Annotated in this window: 18 protein-coding genes; 5 read left to right on the plus strand and 13 right to left on the minus strand. The window is 51.5% G+C overall.

The features are described from left to right. From KOO63_00465 to KOO63_00485, 5 genes are all read left to right on the plus strand, one after another. Positions 1–829: S49 family peptidase (locus tag KOO63_00465; GenBank protein ID MBU8920309.1), on the plus strand; the 829-nt coding region annotated here is incomplete at its 5' end. 189 nt (positions 830–1,018) lie between these two features. After that, a complete protein-coding gene (locus tag KOO63_00470; GenBank protein ID MBU8920310.1) occupies positions 1,019–3,163 on the plus strand; it encodes a response regulator in 2,145 nt (714 codons plus the stop codon). Positions 3,164–3,312: 149 nt separating this feature from the next. Then, the gene (locus KOO63_00475) at positions 3,313–5,409 is read left to right on the plus strand and encodes a S9 family peptidase (GenBank protein MBU8920311.1); all 2,097 of its coding nucleotides are present in this window, start codon (positions 3,313–3,315) and stop codon (positions 5,407–5,409) included. A gap of 62 nt (positions 5,410–5,471) precedes the next feature. Further along, complete coding sequence (gene ggt / locus KOO63_00480) at positions 5,472–7,217, plus strand: gamma-glutamyltransferase (GenBank protein MBU8920312.1); 1,746 nt, start codon at positions 5,472–5,474, stop codon at positions 7,215–7,217. A gap of 52 nt (positions 7,218–7,269) precedes the next feature. Continuing rightward, the gene (locus KOO63_00485) at positions 7,270–7,668 is read left to right on the plus strand and encodes an iron-sulfur cluster assembly scaffold protein (GenBank protein ID MBU8920313.1); all 399 of its coding nucleotides are present in this window, start codon (positions 7,270–7,272) and stop codon (positions 7,666–7,668) included. Between the two features lie 94 nt (positions 7,669–7,762). Here the strand turns inward: KOO63_00485 and KOO63_00490 are convergent, their stop codons facing one another. From KOO63_00490 to glnA, 13 genes are all read right to left on the minus strand, one after another. Beyond that, the gene (locus KOO63_00490; GenBank protein ID MBU8920314.1) at positions 7,763–8,296 is read right to left on the minus strand and encodes a hypothetical protein; all 534 of its coding nucleotides are present in this window, start codon (positions 8,294–8,296) and stop codon (positions 7,763–7,765) included. Between the two features lie 11 nt (positions 8,297–8,307). After that, positions 8,308–9,804 carry an MFS transporter gene (locus KOO63_00495; protein ID MBU8920315.1) on the minus strand — a complete coding sequence of 499 codons (1,497 nt, stop codon included), beginning with the start codon at positions 9,802–9,804 and terminating at the stop codon, positions 8,308–8,310. 177 nt (positions 9,805–9,981) lie between these two features. Further along, the gene (locus tag KOO63_00500; protein MBU8920316.1) at positions 9,982–10,365 is read right to left on the minus strand and encodes an FHA domain-containing protein; all 384 of its coding nucleotides are present in this window, start codon (positions 10,363–10,365) and stop codon (positions 9,982–9,984) included. 363 nt (positions 10,366–10,728) lie between these two features. Then, positions 10,729–12,153 (minus strand): PEP-CTERM-box response regulator transcription factor, encoded by a 1,425-nt coding sequence (gene prsR / locus KOO63_00505; protein ID MBU8920317.1) that lies wholly within the window; start codon positions 12,151–12,153, stop codon positions 10,729–10,731. A gap of 12 nt (positions 12,154–12,165) precedes the next feature. Beyond that, complete coding sequence (gene prsK / locus KOO63_00510) at positions 12,166–14,292, minus strand: PEP-CTERM system histidine kinase PrsK (GenBank protein ID MBU8920318.1); 2,127 nt, start codon at positions 14,290–14,292, stop codon at positions 12,166–12,168. Continuing rightward, on the minus strand, positions 14,289–15,782 hold the full coding sequence (locus KOO63_00515; protein ID MBU8920319.1) for a tetratricopeptide repeat protein: 1,494 nt from the start codon (positions 15,780–15,782) through the stop codon (positions 14,289–14,291). Before KOO63_00515 ends, prsK begins: the two co-directional genes overlap by 4 nt. Then, positions 15,779–16,684: a hypothetical protein gene (locus KOO63_00520; GenBank protein MBU8920320.1), complete on the minus strand. Its 906-nt coding sequence runs from the start codon at positions 16,682–16,684 to the stop codon at positions 15,779–15,781. Before KOO63_00520 ends, KOO63_00515 begins: the two co-directional genes overlap by 4 nt. Beyond that, positions 16,685–17,353 carry an EpsI family protein gene (locus KOO63_00525; GenBank protein MBU8920321.1) on the minus strand — a complete coding sequence of 223 codons (669 nt, stop codon included), beginning with the start codon at positions 17,351–17,353 and terminating at the stop codon, positions 16,685–16,687. Next, positions 17,341–18,195 (minus strand): exosortase/archaeosortase family protein, encoded by an 855-nt coding sequence (locus KOO63_00530; protein MBU8920322.1) that lies wholly within the window; start codon positions 18,193–18,195, stop codon positions 17,341–17,343. Before KOO63_00530 ends, KOO63_00525 begins: the two co-directional genes overlap by 13 nt. Positions 18,196–18,343: 148 nt before the next feature. Further along, complete coding sequence (locus tag KOO63_00535) at positions 18,344–19,072, minus strand: choice-of-anchor N protein (GenBank protein ID MBU8920323.1); 729 nt, start codon at positions 19,070–19,072, stop codon at positions 18,344–18,346. A gap of 262 nt (positions 19,073–19,334) precedes the next feature. Further along, on the minus strand, positions 19,335–19,943 hold the full coding sequence (locus KOO63_00540; protein MBU8920324.1) for a hypothetical protein: 609 nt from the start codon (positions 19,941–19,943) through the stop codon (positions 19,335–19,337). 211 nt (positions 19,944–20,154) lie between these two features. Beyond that, a complete protein-coding gene (locus tag KOO63_00545; protein ID MBU8920325.1) occupies positions 20,155–22,824 on the minus strand; it encodes a carbohydrate binding family 9 domain-containing protein in 2,670 nt (889 codons plus the stop codon). Positions 22,825–23,068: 244 nt separating this feature from the next. Then, the gene (glnA, locus tag KOO63_00550; GenBank protein ID MBU8920326.1) at positions 23,069–24,397 is read right to left on the minus strand and encodes a type I glutamate--ammonia ligase; all 1,329 of its coding nucleotides are present in this window, start codon (positions 24,395–24,397) and stop codon (positions 23,069–23,071) included. Positions 24,398–24,566 lie beyond the last annotated feature (169 nt).

Consider the following 24,566-nt stretch of genomic DNA (forward strand, 5'->3'; position numbering starts at 1 on the left):
CTATATAGGTGGCAGGAAGAACAGGGTCGATCCTATGCTCGGCCTGATGATGGGACATGAGTCGATCGTGGCTGAATTTAAAAAAGCCTTGAAGGACGATGATGTGGCAGCCATCGTATTCAGAGTGAATAGTGGTGGTGGAGAGAGCCTCGCCAGCGACCTGATGGGGCACCAGGTGGAGATTACCGTTAAGGAGAAGCCAGTCGTCGTCTCGATGGTCGATGTCGCTGCTTCGGGCGGTTACCATATAGCTTATCGCGCGACAAAGATACTTGCGGACAAGTTGACTATTACCGGGTCGATCGGATCGATAAGCGGAAAGATGAATATCGCGGGATTGCATGACAAGATCGGGATATCACATGATTTTGTAACGAAGGGGCCGAACGCCCTCTTCTATTCTCCATACAGGGATTTTACGGCTGAAGAATGGAAGCTGTTCACCGACGATCACTGGGAGGGGTTCAATAACTGGCTCAGGGACGTATCGGAACACAGGGGAATGACTTTCGAGGAGGCCGAGAAACTGGCTCACGGAAGAGTATATTTCGGCAGACAGGCGTTGGAGAACGGTCTGATCGATGAGGTCGGAGGTTTCTACCGGGCGATCGAGGTAGCAAAAGAACTGGCAGAGATACCCGCTGAAGATAATGTGACGATAGCCCATTATCCTGTTAAGAAGGGGTTTTTCGAGGAACTGGTCGGCGGGAATTTCTCGGCCGTTGCCCAGTATGTCGTCTACAGGTATATCAGGGACGATCTGTCGCAGACCTGGAACATGGTTGTGGGTTCCGGGAACGCGGTTATGGAGCCGATAAATATACGGTAGGATGCTCATCGGGAATTCGATTGCGGGGCGTCGCGCGAAAGCGTGGCGCCCTTTTTTCATATATCCGGGGCAGATTGTTTCACCCGCCTCATTTTATATAAAGAATCCTGGTAAATAGACGATAACCTTAAATGGCAGATGAGTTTATACCGAGCCAACACGGCCGGAAGGTCGGCAGATGGAGAAAGAATGCCAGAGCAGCCGAATAGAACGGTCACAGCCGAGGAATACGGATCCGTTGTAGAGGAGCGGGACAAAGCCCTGGGTGAGGTCGAACGTTCGAAGGCGATGATTGAAAAGATAAAAATCGATCGTGACAATGCGCTCAGGAAAGCAGCTTTTCTTGAAATCGAAACCCGGAAAGCCGATATCGCGAAAAGTTATTTTCTGGCGAATATGAGTCACGAGATCAGGACGCCGATGAACGGTGTCATGGGTATGACTACACTTCTGCTCGATACGGAGCTGGATCCGGATCAGAGGGAGTTTGCCGAGACGATAAGCCAGAGTGCCGAAGCTCTTCTGATGATAATCAATGATGTGCTCGATTTTTCCAGGATGGAATCGGGCAATTTCGAGCTTGAGAACGAATCATTTGATCTAAGGAGTGTGATTGACGATATCGGGGAGATGATGGGGTTGAGGGCTCACGAGAAGGGTCTTGAATACGTCAGCATCATCGATAATGAAGTCCCTTATCGGATCAGGGGCGACGCGGAACGGATGCGCCAGGTCATAATCAATCTGATCAATAACTCGATAAAGTTTACACATAAGGGAGAAGTTGTACTGAGAATCGAATCGACCGGATGTGCGGATGGCCGGATGTTAAAATTCGTGGTGACCGACACCGGCATCGGGATTCCTGCCGACAAACTCGACACCTTGTTCGAAGTGTTCACCCAGGTCGACGCGAGTACTACGAAACAGTTCGGGGGAACAGGGTTGGGCCTGTCGATCTCAAAGCAGCTTGTAAAAATGATGGGTGGGGAAATATCGGCGAGGAGTGTCGAAGGAGATGGATCGGAATTCACTTTTACCGCTTCGTTCGAATATGACGAGACGGCAGTAACCGAATCGGCCCGGAAACGAAAAACGATCCGGCCGATGAAAGTGCTGGTGGTGAATGAAAACTCTACAGTTCGCGGATGGATCAGGATGCTCCTCGAAAGCAGAGGATGTACACTTGAGGAAGCCGAAGACCTGGAAAAAGCGGACAGGATCGCAAGAGACGTTATCTCTGCCGGTGGATCTGTAGACATAGTCCTGATCGATGCTCATCTCTATCTCGATCTCGAAAAGGACCCCGCCAGGTTTATTATGGATATTTCCCAGCAGAACAATACGAATATCATATTGATATTTCCTCCGTCCAGGACGGAGGCTCTCAGGAATATCAGCGAGGAGGAGCATCCTTACTATCTTTCGAGGCCGATAAGTGAAAGAAGCCTGTTTGAATGTCTTGAAGCCATCGATGTGATTAAAGGCGAGGTCGAGGATTCAGTGACTGAAAGCGCTGAAAAATCTGAGATCCCGGCTACTGGAAGGTCGGAGCGGAGCATAGAGGATGTGAAAGACGTAAAGATACTGCTTGCTGACGACAACCTTGTCAACCAGATGGTCGCTGTGAAATTTCTCGAGAAAATCGGATATTCGGCCGATGTTGTCACAAATGGACAAGAGGCCCTCGATGCTTTGGCAGAAAAAGTCTATGACCTGGTCCTTATGGATTGCATGATGCCGGTCATGGACGGCTATATAGCAACGGAGATGATAAGAAGTGGAGAGACGCCGGTCCTCGACCCAGCAATCCCGGTGATCGCAATGACGGCCAATGCTATGGACGGTGACAGGGAAAAATGCATCGAATACGGGATGGATGACTATATCGCAAAACCGATCGATATTGAAAAACTCAGGGAAATCCTGGAAAAATGGAGTGTCGATTTAACCGAAGTTCAGCCCGAGGCCGTTTCAGGCCCTCAGGAGGAAGTCGGACAGCCTTTCAGCCGCGAGGAATTCCTGGAAAAGATAGATGGCAGTGAAGAGCTTTTCGAGAGTCTGATTCAGATCTACACAGAAGACACCAGGCGGCAGATAGATGCCATGCGCGAAGGGATGGTAGCGGGCGACGATCCGGCTGTACGCATAGAGGCGCATACACTCAAGGGCGCGTCGGGGACTATCGGTGAGGGCGTGATCCAGGGGCTCGCGTTTCAGATCGAGAAAGCCGCAAAGTCTTCCGATCTGTCGATCGTTCCACTTGTACTGGAGAAGATAGAAACAGAGTTCGAACGTTTTCTGTCCGGTCTGGGACTTACGGAAAAAGTCTGATCCTGTTTCCATCGGTATACGAACATACCAATTGTCACATTCGAAAAACCAGGCTGTTCACGAGCTGACCAAGCTGGGATTGACAGTGTACGTCGGGAAGAGTAATCTGACCTCATAGATCGATCTATCACAGCATTCAGGAGGTCAAATTGAACAGCTCTTCGACAATATTCAGAATCATTGTTTTTGCCAGTGTCCTCTTTGTGTCGGCCGGTTTCCAGCCGACAGGACTTGCTGCAGACGAGGACACGGGAATCGATACAGGACGGGGGAGAATGCCCATCACGGCGACCGACCTGTGGATGATGAAGCGGGTGGGTTCGCTGAGATTGTCCCCGGATGGAAGGCTTGCCGCCATAACGGTCATGGAGTACGATATAGACGAAAACAGCGGGCAAGGTGACATATGGCTGGTAAATACTGACGGATCGGGTTTTCGCCGTTTTACAACAGGGAACACGACGGAGAGTTCGCCAGCCTGGAGTCCTGACGGAACGCGCCTGGCCTTTATCTCGAGACGTGATGGAGAAAAATCTCAGCTTCAGGTCATATCGATGAAAGGCGGAGAGGCCATCGAATTTACCGATATGCCTCTCGGCGTTTCGGACCCTCGCTGGCTTCCCTGCGGCAGGAGGATCGTCTTTTCTTCGAAGACTCTGCCCGGACTCGGAGATGACCGGGACGCGTTGAGAGAGGAATTGAAGAAAAGAGATAAGAGCAAGGTGACAGCGAAGGTCACTGAGGATAGATATTACCGCTACTGGGACCATTGGCTGACAGACGGGTATGTCAGTCATCTATACGTGATAGATCTTGATACAGGGGAAATCACCGATCTGATGCCGGGGTGGGACAAGTATACGAGGAATTCCGGTGGGATCGAGTATGATATAGCGCCAGATGGCGGGGAGATCGCTTTTACAGCTTTCAGAGAAGGATCTCCCTACGATAAGCTTGAGACAGACATTTATCTTCTCGACGTTTCATCACCAGGAAAGGTCAGGAACCTGACGGCCGATAATCCTGCTGATGATTTTGCTCCATACTACACGCCTGACGGGAAATATATCCTGTACGGAAAGCAGCAGATACTCGGGTTCTATGGTGACAGGGTGCGGCTTGTCAGATACAACAGGCGGACTGACGGCAAGAAAGTACTTACGGAATCGTTCGATCGTTCACCTTCAGGTTGGGTGGCCGATCCGAAAAGTAAAAACATATATTTCAGCGCCGAAGACAGGGCGATGGTATCGATCTTTACAATTGGAATGGGCGGAGGAGAAGTAAGAGAGGTCTATCGTGGTGGCGCGAACAGGTCGGTCGATGTAGTTCCTGGCGGTGGCCTCATATTCCTTCACCAGAGCAGTATCGAGCCGAATACCGTTTGTGTCGTGGACAGAAATGGTGGTTCGTTTGAAAGGATCACTTCCTTCAACAATGATATCCTGGCACGTATTGAGATGGGTGTTGTAGAGGACGTCACCTTCACCGGGGCCGAGGGTGAAGATGTACAGATGTTCATCCTCTATCCACCGGGATTCGATCCGGAGATGAAGTACCCTCTCCTTGTTCTTGTGCATGGGGGCCCTCATGGCACCTTCGGTGACATATTCCACCCCAGGTGGAACACGCAGGTCTTCGCGGCGCCGGGCTATGTGACGGCGATGGTGAACTTTCACGGTTCGTCGAGTTTCGGGCAGGATTTTACCGATGCTATAACCGGAGAGAACGGCCGGAAGCCGTATATCGATGTGATGAAAGCGGTCGACTACCTGGTCGCGAAGGGTTTTGTGGCAGAGGACCGCATGGCAGTAGCGGGCGGAAGTTATGGGGGATACCTTGCAAGCTGGATCGGTACGCAGACGGACAGGTTCGCCTGTCTGATCAATCATGCCGGTGTCTTCGATCTCTGTGCCCAGTTCGGTTCGGATATCACATCCGGACGGTCCCGGGGCTATGGTGGCACTCCCTGGGATGATCTCGAGGATGTGATCAGGTGGAGTCCGGCTCACAATATGAAAGACTATGTAACGCCCACTCTCGTGATCCATGGTGAGAAGGACTACAGGGTTCCGGTCGGTAACGGTCTTGAAGCTTACGGTATGCTCAAGGCAAAGGGTGTCCCCGCGCGGTTTATATATTTTCCGGACGAGAATCACTGGGTACTTACTCCGCAGAACTCGATATTCTGGTACAAAGAGTTTCACTCGTGGCTCGACAGGTGGATCGGGACAGAGCCCGAGTGAGGACTGTCGCACGGGGCTGGTTATGGAAATGGGCTTATAAAGTCCTCTAGAGGGAAAAGAGAATGGAGACTGAAATGACGGAATATCTCAGGCATGTGATTGCCATTCTGGCTCTGCCGTTGATTATTCCCATGCTTATGGCGGTATTGCTGCCGGAAGAAGCCGAAGCATATGACCGGCCTGTCGGTGATATGAAGGTTTCGCGATCCGAGGTCGTCGGCAGACATGGCATGGTTTGCGCCGCGCAGCCCCTTGCCGCACAGATAGGGCTGGATATCCTGAAAAAGGGTGGAAACGCAATAGATGCCGCTATAGCTGTTAACGCGGCTCTGGGACTGATGGAGCCGGTATCAAATGGAATCGGTGGTGATCTTTTCGCGATCGTCTGGGACGCAAAATCGAAAAAGCTCTATGGTTTGAATGCCAGCGGCAGGAGTCCATATCTTCTCGATATTGATAAGGTCAGAGAGGCTGGTGTAGAGGCGATCCCTTACACCGGGATGCTACCGCAGACGGTGCCGGGATGTGTGGATGGCTGGTTCGAACTCCATGGGAGATTCGGATCGATGCCGATGAAGGAGATCCTGGCTCCCGCGATCAAATACGCGGAAGAAGGATTCCCCGTGACGGAAGTGATAGCGCATTACTGGGAGCTCGGTTGCAGGCGGCTTCGGGATGAGCCTAATTTTTCCGCCACTTACATGCCTGAGGGCAGGGCGCCTCGTAAGGGAGAGATCTTTCGCAATCCCGATCTGGCAGAGACTTATCGCAGGCTCGCGGCAAAGGGCAGGGACGAATTCTACCGGGGGTCCATCGCAAGGGAGATCGACAGGTTCTGTGACGCGAACGACGGATATTTAAGATTGAAAGATCTGGAGGACCATTCTTCTACGTGGGTCGAACCGGTCGGTGTCGACTACAGGGGGTACGAGGTCTGGGAACTGCCTCCAAACGGGCAGGGAATAGCAGCCCTGCAGATGCTCAACATCCTTGAGAATTACGATATAGCATCGATGGGATTCGGAAGTACTGAGTATATTCATTATCTTGTGGAAGCGAAGAAACTTGCGTTTGAGGATAGAGCGAGGTTCTATGCCGATCCCGACTTCATCGATATTCCGGTCGAAGGCCTTGTCTCGAAGGAATACGCGAGGCAGCGGATGAAGTTGATCGATTCGGGAAGAGCGCTAAGAGAGGTATCGCACGGGGACCCCATGCTGGAGAGTGGAGAGACGACCTACCTGGTCGTGGCAGACAGCGAGAGGAACTTCGTGTCGCTTATCCAGAGCAATTATGCCGGTTTCGGATCGGGGCCGGTGCCGGATGGATTGGGTTTCTGCCTCCAGGACAGGGGCGCACTGTTCAATCTCGATCCGGAACATCCCAACTCTCTTCAGCCCCATAAAAGACCGTTTCATACTATAATCCCCGCCATGGTCACAAAAGACGGCAGGCCGGTCTTCGCGTTCGGTGTGATGGGTGGGTCGATGCAACCACAGGGACATGTGCAGGTCCTCTGCAATATCATCGATTTCGGGATGGGTATCCAGGAAGCGGGCGATGCCCCGAGAGTAAGGCATTACGGATCCTCCCAGCCGACAGGGAGCGTGATGACCGATGGTGGAAAGGTGGCCTTCGAATCGGGATTCGATCTTGAGATCCTGAGGACGCTTACCGACATGGGCCATCTCCTGGTGAAGGAGAACGGCGGGTTTGGAGGGTATCAGGGGATATGGTACGATCACGTTAATGACGTGTTGATCGGTGGCACGGAATCGAGGAAAGATGGTTGCTCTCTTGGCTGGTAGAAATCGAATCGATTTCTGGGCGACCGCATGACAGGGATACAGGCAGGATGGTGTGAGGACAGGTATGGATTTTGTCGATTCAAGATTTTTCGACCACTTCATGGATCCCCGTAATGTGGGGACGATAGAAGATCCCGATGGCATGGGTATGGGTGGCGACCCTGACTGTGGCGACTGGCTCCTGGTTACTATCAGAGTCTCGGATGGGAGCATCGAGGATATCAGGTTTCAGTGCCGTGGCTGCTCGTCGGCTATAGTAACATCGAGTTCGATGACAGAGCTGGCAAAAGGCAGGAGCCTGGAGGAAGCGATGAATATATCGGCAACAGACATCGAAGATTCCGTTGGAGGCCTGAGCGATGAAAAAAGGCATTGTTCACTGCTCGGCGAGCAGGCGCTGAGAGAGGCTATAAAGGATTTCAGGGCGAGGGAGAGGCCGCAGGCCCAGTAGTAGAAAATGAAAACATGGAATCAAAGGGTGTGTCGAAATAATGATCTGTTGCTGTGTTCCGGAGAGAGCGGTTGCCGCCCTCTCCGGGGCCTGGCTATTTTATTCTTTGGTGAAGCTCGTTATGCATATACTGGATATACAATTCGGTTTCAGGGTTTTTCGTTATTCTTCTGAGTGTGATCGACATATCCGTCACCTTGAACCGGTAGGTCTTGTATGCCATCTCGGTCGTGCCATCCGGTGAGGTTGGGTTCACTCCGTAGTCTTCCTCTATCCTGTGCTTCAGAAGATTCAGCTTTGTGACGTTTGTACTCTTCATATAGGCAATGACTTCCATCAACATGTCATCGACGAAGGTCAGTCTGAGGTGGGATATTTCCCTGGAACCGTCGGCAGCTCTTGAGAACTCGTACATTTTACCCCTGTAGCCGGTCCTGGGGTTTTCTGTTTTGTTCCACGAAGTCTTGTTTCGGACCCGTTCGAAAAGATCGCCGGATTTCTCGCCCAGATAAAAACCGTAGACCGGGTCTTCCAGGACTTCGACGGTACCACCGCCCCCGCCTGTGCAGGAGGGCAGGAAAGCAATCAATGCAGCAAGGGCGACGACATATCTATTTTTGACTATCAATGCGTGTCCTCTCAATTTTCGGCTACTTTGTTGCTCTTCTTGAGAGTGTAGAGTCCTCCCATACCGATCAAGAGCATAATCGCAGACTGTATCCAGGTCTTGGGAGGAATGCCGCCACTGGTTGCATTAACGAAAATGACCATGCCGCCTGAAATGAATACTAAAAGACCGTAGATGAAGAACATGACTTTTCTGGCCTTGTTGCGGGTCTCTTCTGTGTCTTCCCCGAACAGTTTGTTGTAAATGATCAGGGCGAACATCGTCACCACTCCGAGAGCGGCGAATACAAGCCAGAAATTCCGCAATGTAGTGGAGACGTCAGGTTTGCCTACAAGAGGAGCAAGGATCGAGTGATACATCTCACCACCGACATTCGAGCCGACGAGAGAACCTATTACTCCATATAGAAAAGCATATCCCATATAGGTAGCCTTTTTGTCCTGCGGGGCTACCAGGCCGATATAGCTGTAGTACTTCGGATGACAGGTCATCTCTCCGATCGAGAATATCGCGATTCCGAGGATGAAGATCCAGGCATGCTGTGAAAACGCGAGAAAGAGGAACCCGGCCGACCCGATCAGGATACCGCCTACCATCGACGGCAGAGGCTTGAAGTTTTTTACGATCATATTCACAAAGATCTGAAGGATCACTATCGTACCCGCGTTTATCACCGTGACGTGCTCGGGGCCGAGTTTGAAGTTCATCCCCATACCGGCAAAGAAATTGTTTATCGGCGCCGGGTCGATGAAGTCCCGGAGATACCAGAGTACCGATCCGAAGTTCTGAAAATAGAGGATCCAGAAACAGGAATAGACGAAGATGAGAAGCATGAAGCGGGCATCCGAGAGTACAGTGAGGGCCCCCGAGAGCACTTCAGCAAAGCTCTTCCGATTCTTCGGTTTCGGCGGATCCCTGTATATGAAGATGGTCGGCAGAAGCATCAGAGCGCAGTAAATCGAACTGATCGTGAACACCCAGCTCCAGGAAAGGGTATCCCTTATATATCCGGCCACGAGGGGTGCTACGAGAGCGCCGAGGTTGATCATCCAGTAATAGACTCCGAACCCGAATCCCGAATTCTTTTCGTTTGTCGTTCTCGCGATTGTACCGGAGATTATCGGTTTAAACAGGCCCGAGCCTGTGGCCATTACGAGCAGTGTGACGAATATCACGCCATAACTGGAAACCTGTCCCGACATGAAGTAACCCGCGGATAGCAGAGAGAAGGCTACGAGAAGCATCTTTCTGTACCCGTACCTGTCCGCAAGGGCGCCGCCAAGGATCGGTACGATGTAAGTCAATGCGTAGACGAAACTCTGCAGGAGTCCGACCATGTCTGCGGTAAAGCCCAGCCCGCCGTTGCGGACATGTTCGGAGAGATAGATGGCCAGAAGGGCGTTCAATCCGTAATATGCTCCCCTTTCGAAGAGCACCATCACGTTCGCTACCCAGAAGGAGCGGGGGAAAGAGCCTGCTCCGGTCTTTAATTCAGGTTGGTTCTCCACTTGTGGTCTGTCCTTTCCGGGTCGATCCCTTTTGTAGAGTCTGCGTACTGTGATCGGCAGCAATACATGCCGCTAATTACTGAACTCGGGGGGGGTTCCCCACAAGATTTTACCTGGGGTTGAATCTAGCAGAAACGAAAGGTTGAATAAATATAAATTACCTGGACGCGAGCCGAATCAGTTCCGAAATCGCAGTTCGAAATTACCGATACCGATCAGATCACCTTTCTTAAGTTTGGTCTTGTGGACTTCGTTTCCGTTTATGGACGTCCCATGCCTGCTGTTAAGGTCCTCCAGGACGTAGTAGTTATCGCTCTTTGTAATCGTAGCGTGTTGATCGGAAACGAACGAGTGGTCGAGACAGACATCACACGATATATCGCTTCCTAGAACGGTAGTGTCTTTCTTCAGAGGGATCTCAAGACCGGAGAAACATCCATTGGTGATCGTGATGCCGGCGCGGCCGTTCTTATGTTTTGAACAGTTATTCCTGCCTGTTTTCGTAGAGTATTTTCTTGGTTTTGTTCCGGTCGAACCGGAACGTATGTTGTTTATTTTCATTATCGGACCTTTCTCAAAGTGAAGGATCGGACCGGATAGTTGATCCACGCGGAGTTTCGCAATTTCCGTACCATTGAGTGTCGGGGCTGGTTCGTTCCACCTTGGGGGTGTACGTGGAAGCGGCCGTTCAGGAAGGATATCGTGCAAGCTCAGGGAATTAAGGGGAACAATAAGGATCATCGGGATATGATTCGGCACAGGTCATGAAGATCAAAAGAAGTTCGGGAAACAGATAAGGATCGGTGGGAGATTAGTCCTCCGCGGTCGGTAGAGATGATCATGGAATACCTCGATGGCGTCGTAAAAAGCACGATTGAGTGGAGTGGGACTCCGTGAGGACAGGGGTGGCAACGGACCCGGGGATTATTTTTTCTTTGCAGGAGGCCTGAATTCCGCCGGGTCGATATTGTGCTTGTTCATCAGATCATGAAGGGTGGGTCGGCTGATATCGAGTTCCTGTGAGGCCGCCGAAACATTACCTGCGCATCTGAGAAGCGTGTTCAGAATCAGCCTTTCCTCGGTGTCATCCCTCGCCTCTTTCAAGGATACAAGTTTATCGGTACAGATCAGGTCAGGGCTCCCCGGAATTCTGATTTCCTCATCCCTGACATCTCCGGTTACCGGGAGATCGAGATCGGCCGGTTGAATGATCTTGCCGGTAGACATTATGACCGCCCGTTTGACCCTGTTCTCAAGTTCACGAACATTTCCCGGCCATGGGTACTTATACAGATTCATCTGTGCGGCCTGGCTGAACCCCCTGACGTTTTTCGAAAATTCGTTGCGATACTGGTACAGAAACCTCATGGCGAGAAGCAGAATATCGTCATCTCTCTCTTTCAACGGGGGAAGAGAGACCGCGATAGTGTTTATCCTGTAGAAAAGGTCTTCCCTGAAGGTCCTTTCCTCGATCATATCGGCCAGATCCCTGTTCGTGGCTGCAACTACACGCACGTCTACCTGAATGGGCTGCTGGCCGCCGACCCGCTCTATGACCTGATCCTGGAGAAATCTCAGTATCTTGACCTGGAGTGCAAGAGGAAGCTCTCCGATCTCGTCCAGAAAAAGGGTGCCGCCGTTCGCTATTTCGAACTTGCCAGGCCTGGACGAATCGGCGCCGGTAAAACTGCCCTTTTCGTGTCCGAACAGTTCGCTTTCGAGCAGGTTTTCCGGTATGGCACCGCAGTTGATAGGGATGAATGGCTTGCCTTTTCTACTGGATCGGTGGTGAATGGCTCTGGCGATCAATTCTTTTCCTGTGCCGCTTTCCCCGGTGATCAGGACCGATACGTCGGTCGTGGCGACTTTTCTGACAGTTTCAAACACCTCCAGCATCGATGGAGACATCGCGATGATTCCTTCGAAATCACCACCCGGCTTGAGGCTTTTTGTCAGCCCGGCCAGCTCGGTTTCGAGGGAATGTATATATGCAGCCCTGTTAAGTATTATCCGGAGTTCCTCGATCTCCACCGGTTTCGAGTAGAAGTCCACAGCTCCGGCTTCGAGAGCCTTCAGTGCGTTTTCACGGTCGTCATGCCCGGTGATGACGATCACCTTCAGCCCGGGTGATATATCGAGCGAATCGTTGAGTACCTGGAACCCCTCCAGGATGCCGGAGCCTGGTGTGAGGGAAAGATCCAGGATCATCAAGGCCGGCGCTTCGGTCCTTACCGTTTCTACCGCTTCTTTGGCGGACACTGCGGTAAGGATCTCATATTCCTTCTTGTATGCCCACTTGAGCTGTTTGAGGATGGCTTCTTCATCATCTACTATAAGGAGTTTCGTCACCAGGATTTCCTTTCATCGGTTTCCCGGAACAAACCGGTCAGGCTCATTTGACGGGGGGAGTATAACCGAAACCCTGGCTCCGTTTCCAGGGATATTGCCAGCGCTGATCTTTCCTCCGTGAGCCTCCACCAGTCCACGGCACAGCACGAGGCCGATTCCCAGGCCGTTCTGTTTCGTGCTGCTGAAGGGCTTGAAAAGACTGGTTTCAAGGTAGCCTGGATCGAACCCGGGCCCGGTGTCGGTCACGTCGATAAAGAGAACACCTTCGTCGTCCACCCTGGTGTCGAGATCGATCTCACCTCCGGGTGGAGTCGATTCTATGGAATTCAAAACGAGATTCTCTACGATACGCTCAAGTGCGGAAGGATCGATTTCCGCGATCTGGGCCTTGGGACAGTCGAACCGTATTTCTATGTCTCTTGCGAGTGCCACATTCGAAATCGCCGATAGTTTCCCGCGGATCACGGATGAAATGTCCGTTTTCTTCCGGACGATCGTGCCGGGTGATTTATGGGCGTTCAGGGAGTCGATCAGAGCACGCATCTTATCCACAGACCGGTTGATCGTGTCTATGGTGTCTTTCTGAAATTCCTTGTCGTCTATATTGTCTTTTGCGTTTTCGGCGGTCAGAGAGAGCATCCCCACCGTGTTTTTCAGGTCGTGGATCACGAACGACGCGAAACGGTTGAATGATTCGATCTGGCTTGATTCGAGTATCTTCTCCTCCATGAGGAGATTTTCCAGTGTTATAGTGGCCTGGTCCGAGACACTGGTCAGAAAGTCGCGGTCTTCCTCAGTGTATGATCTTCCCATATCCTTGCGTCCCAGGGCTATTACGCCACGGCATTCTTCGCCATGGCGGAGGAAGGCGACCGCCTCGACCCAGGTCGCAAGGCCGCTTCGCCTGTTGTTTTCCTCAAGCTGCAGGAGTCTTTTCAGTTCATGGTTTCGGCGTCCGAGGATGACCATCTCCCCGTCCGGTCGGTTCTCGAAAAGGGAGCGGGCCTCTTCCTCGCTCCAGTTGTCCGAAGTAAGACCGTAAGTAGAAGGTCGTTCGTTCTCGATGTCAAACCAGATAATGCCTTTTCTGACCATTACCGTTTCGCAGAGGGAACTGATCGTGTTCGAGGCAAGATCATTCACCGAACTGCTCGAGGCCATCAGCGTGGCGTAATGCCGCCACTCCTTCCTGTAGTTGTATCTTCCGACCAGGAAGTTGTCGTTCATGAATCGTCGCAATCTCCTGCGCGCGTTGCCTGACATCAACGTAGCAGCCAAAAGGAAGATCGCAAAGACCCCTGCCACGTAGAATCCAGACCGGTCGAATGAAAGTCCAGCCAGCGCTGAAATGTAATAGACGAGGGCTATGGACAGGATGTACAGTCCGGCGACTATCACGGATAGAACAGAAGAGTTCTCCGAACGCATCCTCGTTCTGATATCAAACAGCGGATACCTCAGGTCGGCATAGAGAAAAGATGCTGCGACCAGCATCATGCCGCAGGTCTCCAGGACCATCGACTGCAGGTCGACTATCGAAAGGGACAGGGCCTTCCCGATTACGAACAGATTGATGAGGGATGCGGTGAATATGCCGAGTGTCGGGTATTTCAGCGTCACCTTGGCTGGTACGTTGGCAGTCCTGTAAGTGTTTTCGATGCCATAAAGAAAAAAGACGTTGGCTATGATGAAGATCATCCCAAGTGTCTTGCCCGCTCCTGTGATGGTGACGCTCCAGAACAACATCTCCTCTGTAAACGAGATCTCTTTAATGATCATCCTTGCCGGGAGAAACAGCGCGAGCAATCCGAGAAGCAGGCCAAGGGTTATGATCCCCGGCATTCGTTTTCTGGTCGACTCCCGATCGATGCTTCTGGCGAAAAAGAAGAAAAAAGGAATGCCGAAGGTCGGGAATATCATCATCAGGCCGATCATTATCCGGAATTCCGAAAGAGCGATATCGGGCGAAGATGAACGGATCAACAGGCCCTGGGCGAGCATTATCGAGGACATCATCAGCGCAGACAGGATGTAGAAGACTTTCTGAGTGCTGAATCTGCCACGGACCGACGCAGTGAGCACGGACAGCAGGAGCATACCCGAAGCAGCAAGGGAGAAGGTCGAGGGGAGTCTGATCATCTTGAGCTCCTTATCCTCTCTATCTGTTTTTCTGCTTCGGTATCTATTCCCGTGTCCGGATATCTTTCGATGCATTCGGCGAGGATCGCTGTGGCCCTCTCCGTGTCGCCAAGTTCATTCTCGAAAATCGATGCGGCCAGCAGGTAGTTGCCCCTGAACTTGTGATAATCGGGATATTTTTCAGGCAGGCCGAGGAGGTGTTCAGCAGCTTCATTCCACTTGCCGTCTTCTGAATAGGCGCGGACGATATATTCTTCCGCCAGTATTCTTACTCCTTCGTTGTACTGTTCAGAGATGAGTTTTTTGAATTGATCCATGGCTCTGTCAAAGGCGCTTTTGGTGGCTTCTCTTTCACCCAGCTCGCGAAAATGGGTCACGATGCGGAGAGGAGCTTCCATGCCCTGTATCGTTGATGGATAGTTAGTGTATGTCAACTTGTAATGAAGCGCCGCGCTGATCCAGTCGTTTTCCGATTCGGCGATCCTGGCAAGCTGCCATGCAGCTTCAGCCGCCTGGGCTGTGGCCCCGCTGTGTTCTTCGACGATTTCGTTGTAAATGTTTTCAGCCTTCCGCAATTCTCCCTGTTTGAAATAGATGCCGGCGATATCGATCATGGCAGGAAGAGCCTGATGTGAGTCGGGATATTCATCGATGATTTCTTTAAGTAAGGGTATGGCACGCTCGGGCCTGCCCAGGCCTTCTGTCTCGGTCCTGGATTCGAGAAACAACAGGGATGGTATGTCGGAAGGGTTATTGTAAAGTCGTTTCATTCCTGCAATCGTCGTTCGGGCCTCATTCCATCTTTTTCCCTGGAGGAGGGCAGTCAGCAGGTTGTATCGCGTCTCTCTGACCAGAAGGCTGTCTGTGGATGAGGCGATCAGATTGTTAAATATCTTTTCAGCTTTTCCGAGCCACCGGCCCGACTCTATCTCGGCACCAAGCATCGAGTGGATCCCAGCTATTCGTACAGGTGTGACCAGGTAGCGATTATTCATGTGGAACGTAGCCTCAGCCTTGTCGGGGGTCAGGTATTCAGAGACGAACATCTCGAAGAATTTCAGGGAAGAGGCATGGTCGTTCATCTCCAGCGATATGTATCCGGCGGACCAGATCGCATTGGCCCTCGCCTCTGTTATCGTTTCCTTCATGTCGGCGACAACAGCGAAGTCGTCTCGGGCTTCCTCGATCATCCCGGCTCTGAATTCGAGTTCGGCGAGTTCCATCCGGGCCGAAACGACAATCAGTTCCATACCCTCTATTTCACCACGCTGAGGGTCGTATTTCTCCACTATCCCGTTGTATGCGGCCAGTGTCCTGTCGAGGAATTCCCTGTTCATCGATGCTACAACAAGTTCACGATTCAATTTTCTCGCGTTGAACAGATCTTTCTCCGCATTGTAAAGGTCGCTGTCTCCGCCGCAGGAAACACACATGATAGAAAGCATCGCCAGAATAATCGTTGTCGAGATTCCCTGTATCAGGATTTTCATCGTTTTCCCTCCATGGAAGAGGATTCGTGGACTTCTGTCGTCCTGTGGATATAGAAGATCACCGCTCCGGCCGTTATCAGGTAGGTGGCTATAGATTCCATTACAAGGGACGCGATCCTGCTGTGGATCATGAAATCGGGAGCAAGCTGGAGAGCGATCATTTCAGATTTGAGGCTGAGAAATGTCGTTGGCATAGTCACTATAAAAGGAATCAGAACAATAAGCAGTGAAGGGATCGGAAACCTCAGGGCAAACCTGACCGAACCGGGAATGACTTTCCAGAACGGCTGATCCTTGTAAATGATCAATGTGATCGCGTATAGGAACAACACCTGTATAAGAAGAGCCACGACTACGCCCGATCCGCTGATCGCTATCCTCGTCAGGCCATCGAATCCGCTGGACAGGGACCTTGCGATATTGATCGCGGCGAAGACTGCAACAGAACTGATCACGGAGATTCCGACGAGCCTGAAATAGCGACTGCCGGCGAGTCTGAAACTCGCGCCGATCGATGCGCCCTTTTTTCTGAAAGCCGACGCGATCAGCGATACTGTCGCTGCCTGGAATATTATATGGACGAAAGAGTCGAGGAAGATCTCGACCCTTCCCAATATTGGTTGCATGAGGATCAGATGACCCGGGAAATGGCCGAGAGCTTCGCTGCTTATCCCTTGCGCGAATGCGGCCCAGAATGTGGTCCAGGGCTCGGCAAGGCTGTTGACATAAGCTGCCACGAGCAATATCTGCAGCAATAGATACAGCAAGACAGGCAGGATCACCTTGAAATTCTGAAGAAGGGTCACCGAGGTGAAGAAGGCTCTGGATGCTGTCCTTAATCCGACAGAAAAATTGAATCTTTCTCTCGAGTCGGGGTCGTTCTGTATCATGGAACCTGCCATTTAACCATCTTTCCTTTCCGAGCCGGACTTTTCGCCGATCGCAGACATGATCGCCGGAGAAAGCTCCTCCATGAATGGAAGAAGACGTTTCCTGGCGGTTGCTTCCGATCCCTCAGTGATGGGAGTGGAAAACCTGATAAATGCCGCCGCCTGGGAACGCGACAGCAATGCACTTTTCATCTGGTGAAATTTCAGTGCGAACTCATCCGGGATGAATTCGCCGTTCATGCTGAACCAGTATATCACAAGTCGGCGTGATCCGCCGTCTGTGATCACCAACTCTTTCGCACGGTTCTTTTTGCTGCCGACAGCGATGATGACTCCACTTTCGGAAATTATATTCCATCCCGATCCTGGATAGCAATGTTTCGGCGAATGTATCTGCGAGTTTTCCTGCTGCCTGGCAAAATATCCGAGGAAAAGTTCGATGGTCCCTTCTTCTCCCGTATAGGAGCGTGCCAGCGTGGTGTCAGCGCCAAGGAGGCGAAGGGATTCCGGTTCGATATACTCTTCGACAGCGCTATAGCCGATTGTCTGCAGGGGGATGGCTGAGAGGTCGGGAAGTGCGGTGGTCGGTGCTTCCCTGTATCTGAGCACATATGTATAGATAGTGAGCGCGGCCAGTATTGCTGATAGAACGACAAGGCGAGATCTGTTTACTTTATCCATTTCAACACTCCGGCACATAGCATAAGCAGGAGGAGTCCTGCCAGGAAGACGATCAGTCCCGATATCTCATGGAGCGGACCATCGGCAAATCCGGCCCCGACGGTGTATGCGCCGAGAGCCGTTACGACGAGCCTGATCATATTAGCTGCGATTGCTACAGGGACCGAACAGGCGACTAGAATTATTTTTTTTGTTTTCCCAAGGGACGAGAAGTACGCGAATACCATCGAAAGGGTGATCATCGTCATCAATGACCTGAGTCCGCTGCAAGCGGCGACTACTTCCAGTGTATAACCGGGAAGCATCAGGATGTTACCCTTCCGTATGACGCTTACTCCGATCGTGCGCAGGATGACTGAGCTTAGTCTCGCGCTGAGTATCTGCATCGGGAAGGTCATCTTGAAGTATATGATATAGGGGAGGGGAACCATCATCAGCAGGAACAGGATCGGAAAAGCGATCTTTCCCGCAAATCCCCGTCCGCGTAGATACAGGGTGGTCCCGAAAATCATCAAGGGAATCGATATCCTGGTCGTGAAGAGCTCGGAGGCAGCCGTGCCCGTTATCAGGAGGCCCGCGGCAATAACGATCAGAAACAGGCCGTAGAGGTTGCCGGTATTTTTATATGACCCTGAAAGGGAATCGCGGTCACGCCAGATGATGAGGCCTGATATCAGGGGTATGAGTAGTCCGTGCCTGTAATTGGGATCCGACATCCATTGGCTGGCGAGGCCTCTGATGACAGGCAGGTACAATGCTATGGCCAGTATCACACAGGTGAGAAACAATACTTTCTTTATCACCCGGGATCCGTCTGTTGGCGTTTCGGCTGAAAGGCCCAAGATGCCCCTCCATTCCGGCAAGTTGTTATTCAGCGATACTATAAGGTTTTCACTAGTTTCGGCAAGGAGAATGAGCAGCAAAAGGGATGCCACAAAAAAAAGGCGGAAGTCGCAGGGACCTCCGCCTTGAAATCGTCTTTATCCGGGATCAACCGACCTTTTTCTTTCTCAGAAGAGGAGCTATTCCGATGAGCCCGAGCCCTAGCAGGCTCAGGGTGCCAGGTTCGGGAGTCGCGAAGTAACTCGAGTCATGGCAGTAGGAGTTGGTGTAGGTCCTGCCCTTTGAGTCGACGCCGATCGCATCGAAGTGAGCCCAGTCGAAACCGCTCACTACCACGTCCATCAATATCTCGTCACCCCATCCGGCTGCACCGATGATGCCGTGGTCGTAATGCCATGCACTGGCCTGATCGTTATCGATCCTGCCGATATTGTGAAAGTTGAACTTTCCGTACAGGGCAGGGGGTAAAGTGCTGAGGTATATGTCAGGAAATGCGCCGACAGGGACAGAGGCTCCATATGTGTAGAAAGAGTTTATCTCTACGCCATTGATCCAGACTGTGCCCGATTCGTTCCAGGGAACGCTGATTGCCAGGTAACAGTCCATATAATCGTAGGTAGGTACGCTGCTTGTGACAAAAGGAACGTATCCTCCGCCGATATCATACTCGGTCGTAGCCGAAACTCCCCAGTAGCCTACGACCTTAAGGTCGAATTCCTGCGAATGGGTGATCCACGATCTGCTGTCGATCGAACTGTACCTCTCGGCATACTCCGAGTCGACGATGTAGGTCTGCAGCCGTGGTACCGCATATGCAGAGCCGAAGGTCGCCAGGATCACGATAGCCGTAAGTGAAAGCAGTGTAATCTTTTTCATCTCATCTCCTTATATAGTGTCGAAATCCATTATAATATTCGTTGTATTGACACGTTCATACCTATGATGTGGCAATTGGTATGCCAGCCTGTGTGTTTTGCAATTCGTTGTAAAACAAGCAGATGGATGATGTATGACATGGGGGATTTTTCGCAGCTTTAATAGTGTAAGATATTCCGACAGCTTGACAAGAAAAAGGCAGAGCCGCACAGTGGCCCTGCCTTACTTCTATTCGTCTCCTGACGGCCAGGGAGGCGGCCCGTCAGCGACTCCTTCTCACGCGGGACGCTCCGAGACGTCCCGATGAGGATATAGATGACCTTCTCCGGCTGCTTCCTCCGCGCCTGGTGCCCATCCGGGGACTTTTTCTATATGTCCCTCTGCTGCCGGTACTGATACTTCTTTTGAAATTCGAGGAATTGAAAGGAGCGCGTCTTATGCCCGCCAGCCTGGCGCTTGCGGGGCTTTTCGGCATGTTCTGGCCTCTGGATGCTCCACTCCTCTCCCTCGTGCTCAGGGAAAAGTAGTTGGATCTGATTCCCTTGCGGATAAATCCGCCCGAATTGATCCGGCTGTTCCAGGTCATGGAACTGCTGCCAGGAATAAGGACCGACGACATGCCCGAAACAGTCCTCGAGCCGTAACGTCGCCTGGCTCTTGACCTTTTGCCGTAAACCGGGGTCATCATTGTGGACCGTCCACCAGAACTCCTGTTCACTGCGGTTTCCCAGTTCCTGTCCAGAGTATTCGATTGTTCGACTGCCCAGTCAAACATCTCACTGTTCGCCGTGTCGGCACGACCAGCCGCAAAAGCGGGGGCGGAAGCCGAAAAGACGAGCAGGAAAATTGAAATAGCGATGAAATAGCGCATGACCGTTTCCTTTTCAGTATCTATATATAATTTGATTATCTGCAAATTTAGCGGATTTAGACACTAGGGTCATGTTACGCAGAGAGTAGAAGAGGAGAGATTCTTCTGTTCACATAAAAAGCATAGCATATTGTCGAATCCCGTGTCAACCCCCTCCCCCCCTGATGACATCGTCTTCTCTTTGGGGGAGGGGCTTGATACGGTGTGCTGACTAGAGACTGAACCACTTGTTAATCTTGACGAGGAAGGTGTTGTCACCTGCTATGGAGAATAGCCTGCTCATATCCCTCTCAAATCCGAAGTCGCCGTATTCTTCCTCAAAATCGGTCGCCCCTCTCGACCATACGAGATATATGGTGGACCCGGGGTCGAATTCCCATCGGAAGACGAGGTTGGACCGGAACTGTTTGAAGTTGAAGTCTGGGTTGTCGCTGTAATCGTATGGCGCGAATCTGTCGTCATAGGAGTTGGCGCGTGGCTGGACGACTTCCCTGATACCGCTGAATTTTCCGGCCGAGACGAAGGGCATCCCATAGAACTGAAAAGACATCTCAGGCGAAATGGTGAAATCCAGTCTCGCAGTGATGGCGATTGTCCTTTGGTCAAGATGTCCCATAATATACTTGTCTCCGTCAGGACTTTCGATACAGTCAATATACTGCATATCGTTATTGTTGATAGTATAGGAGGGGCTCAGGTTGATGTTGAAGCGTGTCGCGGGACGAATGCGCAGCGAAGGTCTTATCTCGTATGTCCACCAGCCCTCATCGCTCCTGCTGCCCCAGCCGTTGTACCTGAAACTGAACATATTTCGGTCATCTGTATGTATACCGTGCCAGCTGTTCCATCTTCCTGGGTAGAGGATGGAGGGGCCTCCCCTTAGTAGCGTGTTGGTCGGTCTGGCGTTGTTGCGGGCCATTCCGCCCCACAGGCCCCAGTAATTCGCGAGTAGCATATAGCCGTTCATATTTCCGCCCCAGCCCAGGTAGTCTCCCCCATAGTTGGCGCTGTGCCAGTGATTGAAGTTCAAGTTCCAGTTTCTTACGATCTTTCCCGGATCATAGTCCCTGTAGCCGACCCAGATGACACCGAAAGTGTTGTCGGCATTCCTGGCAAATCCGAGGTCGTTTACTTCGAATCCGGGTGACTTTGTATTGAAGCCAAGGCCGAAGCGCCAGGGTTCTCCTGAAAACTTGCCTCCCCACAGGGTGGCCGAAATACCTTCCATGTGTGTCAGGGTCGAATCGACTCCGAGATGGCTGGCGTCTGGACGCTGGTAATAACGAACAGGTGATCTCTGAGCGGCGATCATCGCTTCTTCGCTTCCGCTGATGTGGCTTCCCATGACCCGGGCGATGATAGTGTACTTGTCGTCGTTCCATCTGTGGTTGAGGTCCAGGCCGGAAGTGATTGCTCTCGTACTGAGTGAACTTAAATCCTCGTTGGGAAGGTCGCGGTAGACACTGGTCGCCATACCTCCGATTGTACTCCTGCCTTCATTGAATTCACGGGTAGCTCTCAGTATCGTGTAGCTGGTCATCGGTTCGACCGCTACTCCGATCCGTTCTCTGCCCGGGACCTCGACCATGGCTTCTTCCTTGTCGGTGATCGCCTCGAGTAGCCCTATCGACCACCCGCCCGATGTCCTTCCTGTGACCTTGGCGGCTCCAAGGATTTTTGTGAATTGTGGGGTTTCCGTATAAAAATCATCGATTCCTGAAAGTCTTTCGGAGTCATCTGCGTAGAACTGTGGACTGCGTCCTATCCGTCTTGAGTAGAAGAGTTGTTCTCTTTCGTTATCTCCAATGCCGAGAGAGAAATTGAAGATATTCCCACCCTCAACAAAAAATGGGCGTCTTTCGTCTAAATATGTCTCGAAAGCCGTGAGATTGAATTCTGAGGGATCCTGTTCGACCTGCCCGAAATCGGGGTTGATGGTCATGTTGAGAGTGATATCACTCGAAATCCCATACTTGATATCGGCGCCGAGCCTGAAATCGGGGTTGTTTCCATCTGGAAATCCCCATTTATTCTCAAGGAAAGGATTCCCGTCAGGGTCTCCATTGTGGTCGGCATTCATGACAATGTAAGGTAGTATCTCCAGATTTCTGAGTGCAGGAAGATCTGCCAGCCCCTCAAGGATGCCGAAGCAGGAGACGACCTGGCTGACATCCTGGGGACGGGGAGACCACAGGGCGGCTTCGTTGTTTCTATTGATGTAACGTTCCACCTGGAAACCCCAGTTTTTCCTTGTGCCGTTACTGGAATATCTGAGTTGGCTGAAGGGTATGGCAAATTCTGCGCACCAACCGGTTTCATCCACTCTGGTCTTCACTTCCCATATGGCGTCCCAGTTTTCGTCATTGTTGTTTCCGTCAAACCAGAATGCGTCTCTCTTTACGCCAGCTGGATTTACACTGAACTCGAATGCTGTACGGTTGTCGTCGTAACTGTCGAAATGGACCTTGATCCAGTCGGATGGAGAATCCTCGTCTCTTCTTGTCAGGAGTCCACAGATTTCCAAAGGACAGGAATCGAAAGCCCTGACTCCCACATAGATGCACTGGTCGTCATAAACCACACGGACCATCGTCTTTTCTGTCGATGGGTCCCCATCATTGGGCTGACGTTGTATGAAACCGGAACTGGCTTGAGCCGATTGCCAGTCTTCCTCATCAAGGATGCCGTCAAGTTTTATGACGTTGGAAGAGATTTTCACAGCATAGACTGTTTTGAGCAATTCCAGAGGTTCTTCTACGGAATCGGCCACTGTAATGGTCGGCAGGTACAGTATCGAAGCGGAGAAGATCAATATCAGCAGGAATCCTGCCCCTGGGGGAACAAGGGATTTTCCTGCTGGGAAAGGATTGTTGATTTTCATTATTCCTCCCGACCGAATCTATTTGGATCCTGCTGATACCAGGGGCTGACTGGCCTTGGCAAGGCGAGGATCACTCCATTACCGTTTCAGAAGGTATCGGTTGAAATCGGGAAATCCGACCCGGTCTACCTATTGAAACGAAAGAGTGAGAGAAAGGTTTCAATAAAAAGGGCGATTCCGTGTTAATTATTTAACAGTAGGTGTAATTCGTTCGGACGCAACGGGTTGAGCTGGGCGTAATTGTTCAGCACTTGTCGATATATTTTTCGATCTCCCAGTCTGTGACGGCCACGCGGAAATCGAAGGCTTCTTTCTCCTTTGCGTCGGCATACTTGGTGAACAGTTCCTCGCCGAGGAGGTCTTTCATCAGTTTGCTCTCTCTGAAGAGGGATATGGCCTGGGAGAGCGATTGAGGCAGGATGTTTATGCCCTGTGATGCCAGTTCATCAGGGGAAACATCGTAGACGATATCTTCCATTTCGGGCATCAGCTCAAGATTGTTTCTTATGCCGACCAGTCCGGCCTTCAGTATTGAAGCAAAGAGAAGGTAGGGGTTGGCGCTTGGGTCGGGACATCTCAGTTCCGCCCTGACGGAAGATTCGCGGCCTTTCGTGAAGTGGGGTATTCTGACCAGAGATGAACGGTTCTTGCTGCCCCAGCATACATAAACGGGTGCTTCGTATCCGGAGACGAGACGCTTATACGAATTGACAGTCGGGTTTGTGATGACGCACATCTCCCTGATGTGGGCCAGAATACCGGCGATAAATTGTTTCGCGGTCCCGGAGAGCCTGTTCGGGTCGTTTTCGTCATAAAAGACCGGGCTGCCGTCCATCCCGAAGAGGGATGAGTGTACATGCATCCCTGTGCCGGCTTTGTCGAAGAGGGGTTTTGCCATGAAAGAGGCAATAAGGCCATGTTCGTGAGCGATCGATTTTATCAATTTCTTGAGGATGATCACCTTGTCGGCAGTACTCACCGGATCGCCATATCTGAATCCGACCTCATGCTGTCCGACCCCGACCTCGTGATGAGCCCTCTCTGAATCGATACCGAATATCTTGAGGGCGCACATGATCTCCTTGCGCAGATCGCTGCCGATGTCCCTGGAACTGCTGTCGAAGTAGGATCCCGTATCGAATTCGGGTGTGATGTAGCTTCCGTCTTCCAGCTTCTTGAACAGGTAGAACTCCACCTCGGGCCCGACATTGAACCTGTATCCCATCTCCTCGGCTTCCGAGACGACTTTTTTGAGTACCGCCCTCGGGTCGCCTTCGAACAGAGTCCCATCGGGAGTATATATATCGCAGATGAACCGGGCGGTCCTCCTGCTCTCGTCTTCCCCTGGGAGAACAGCATAGCTCCCGACCTCCGGGATCAGGTACATATCGCTTTCCCTGAGACGGGCGAATCCGCGGATCGAGGAACCGTCAAACCATACACCTTTTTCGAGAGCATTCTTCAGGTGTACCACAGGGATCTCGATCGATTTCAATGTACCGAATATATCGGTAAACTCGAGTTCTATGAAAACCACTCCATCGGCTTTAACTTTTTCGAGGATATCGCTCATCTTGATCGTCTCCCTTGACGTGATACTTCCGGTAATCACCAGCTGGAAACAAAATATAGCTTCCAGCCAGCCGTTAACATTGATTTTTGTGATTTTTTCAAGACCCGAGCTTGAAAATCTAACATTACAGCCGGAGCACCGATTTGTCCATAATATTTTCAACTTCAAT

The organism is Candidatus Latescibacterota bacterium (genome assembly GCA_019038625.1).
Classification (GTDB): Bacteria; Krumholzibacteriota; Krumholzibacteriia; order Krumholzibacteriales; family Krumholzibacteriaceae; genus JAGLYV01.

Excerpts from the sequence above, each read along its gene's own strand:
- KOO63_00535 (MBU8920323.1), bottom strand. The coding sequence starts at position 19,072 with ATGAAAAAGATTACACTGCTTTCACTTACGGCTATCGTGATCCTGGCG.
- KOO63_00515 (MBU8920319.1), bottom strand. The coding sequence starts at position 15,782 with ATGAAAATCCTGATACAGGGAATCTCGACAACGATTATTCTGGCGATG.
- glnA (MBU8920326.1), bottom strand. The coding sequence starts at position 24,397 with ATGAGCGATATCCTCGAAAAAGTTAAAGCCGATGGAGTGGTTTTCATA.
- KOO63_00520 (MBU8920320.1), bottom strand. The coding sequence starts at position 16,684 with ATGGCAGGTTCCATGATACAGAACGACCCCGACTCGAGAGAAAGATTC.
- ggt (MBU8920312.1), top strand. The coding sequence starts at position 5,472 with ATGGAGACTGAAATGACGGAATATCTCAGGCATGTGATTGCCATTCTG.
- KOO63_00470 (MBU8920310.1), top strand. The coding sequence starts at position 1,019 with ATGCCAGAGCAGCCGAATAGAACGGTCACAGCCGAGGAATACGGATCC.
- prsK (MBU8920318.1), bottom strand. The coding sequence starts at position 14,292 with ATGATCAGACTCCCCTCGACCTTCTCCCTTGCTGCTTCGGGTATGCTC.
- KOO63_00545 (MBU8920325.1), bottom strand. The coding sequence starts at position 22,824 with ATGAAAATCAACAATCCTTTCCCAGCAGGAAAATCCCTTGTTCCCCCA.
- KOO63_00500 (MBU8920316.1), bottom strand. The coding sequence starts at position 10,365 with ATGAAAATAAACAACATACGTTCCGGTTCGACCGGAACAAAACCAAGA.
- KOO63_00525 (MBU8920321.1), bottom strand. The coding sequence starts at position 17,353 with ATGGATAAAGTAAACAGATCTCGCCTTGTCGTTCTATCAGCAATACTG.
- KOO63_00540 (MBU8920324.1), bottom strand. The coding sequence starts at position 19,943 with ATGCGCTATTTCATCGCTATTTCAATTTTCCTGCTCGTCTTTTCGGCT.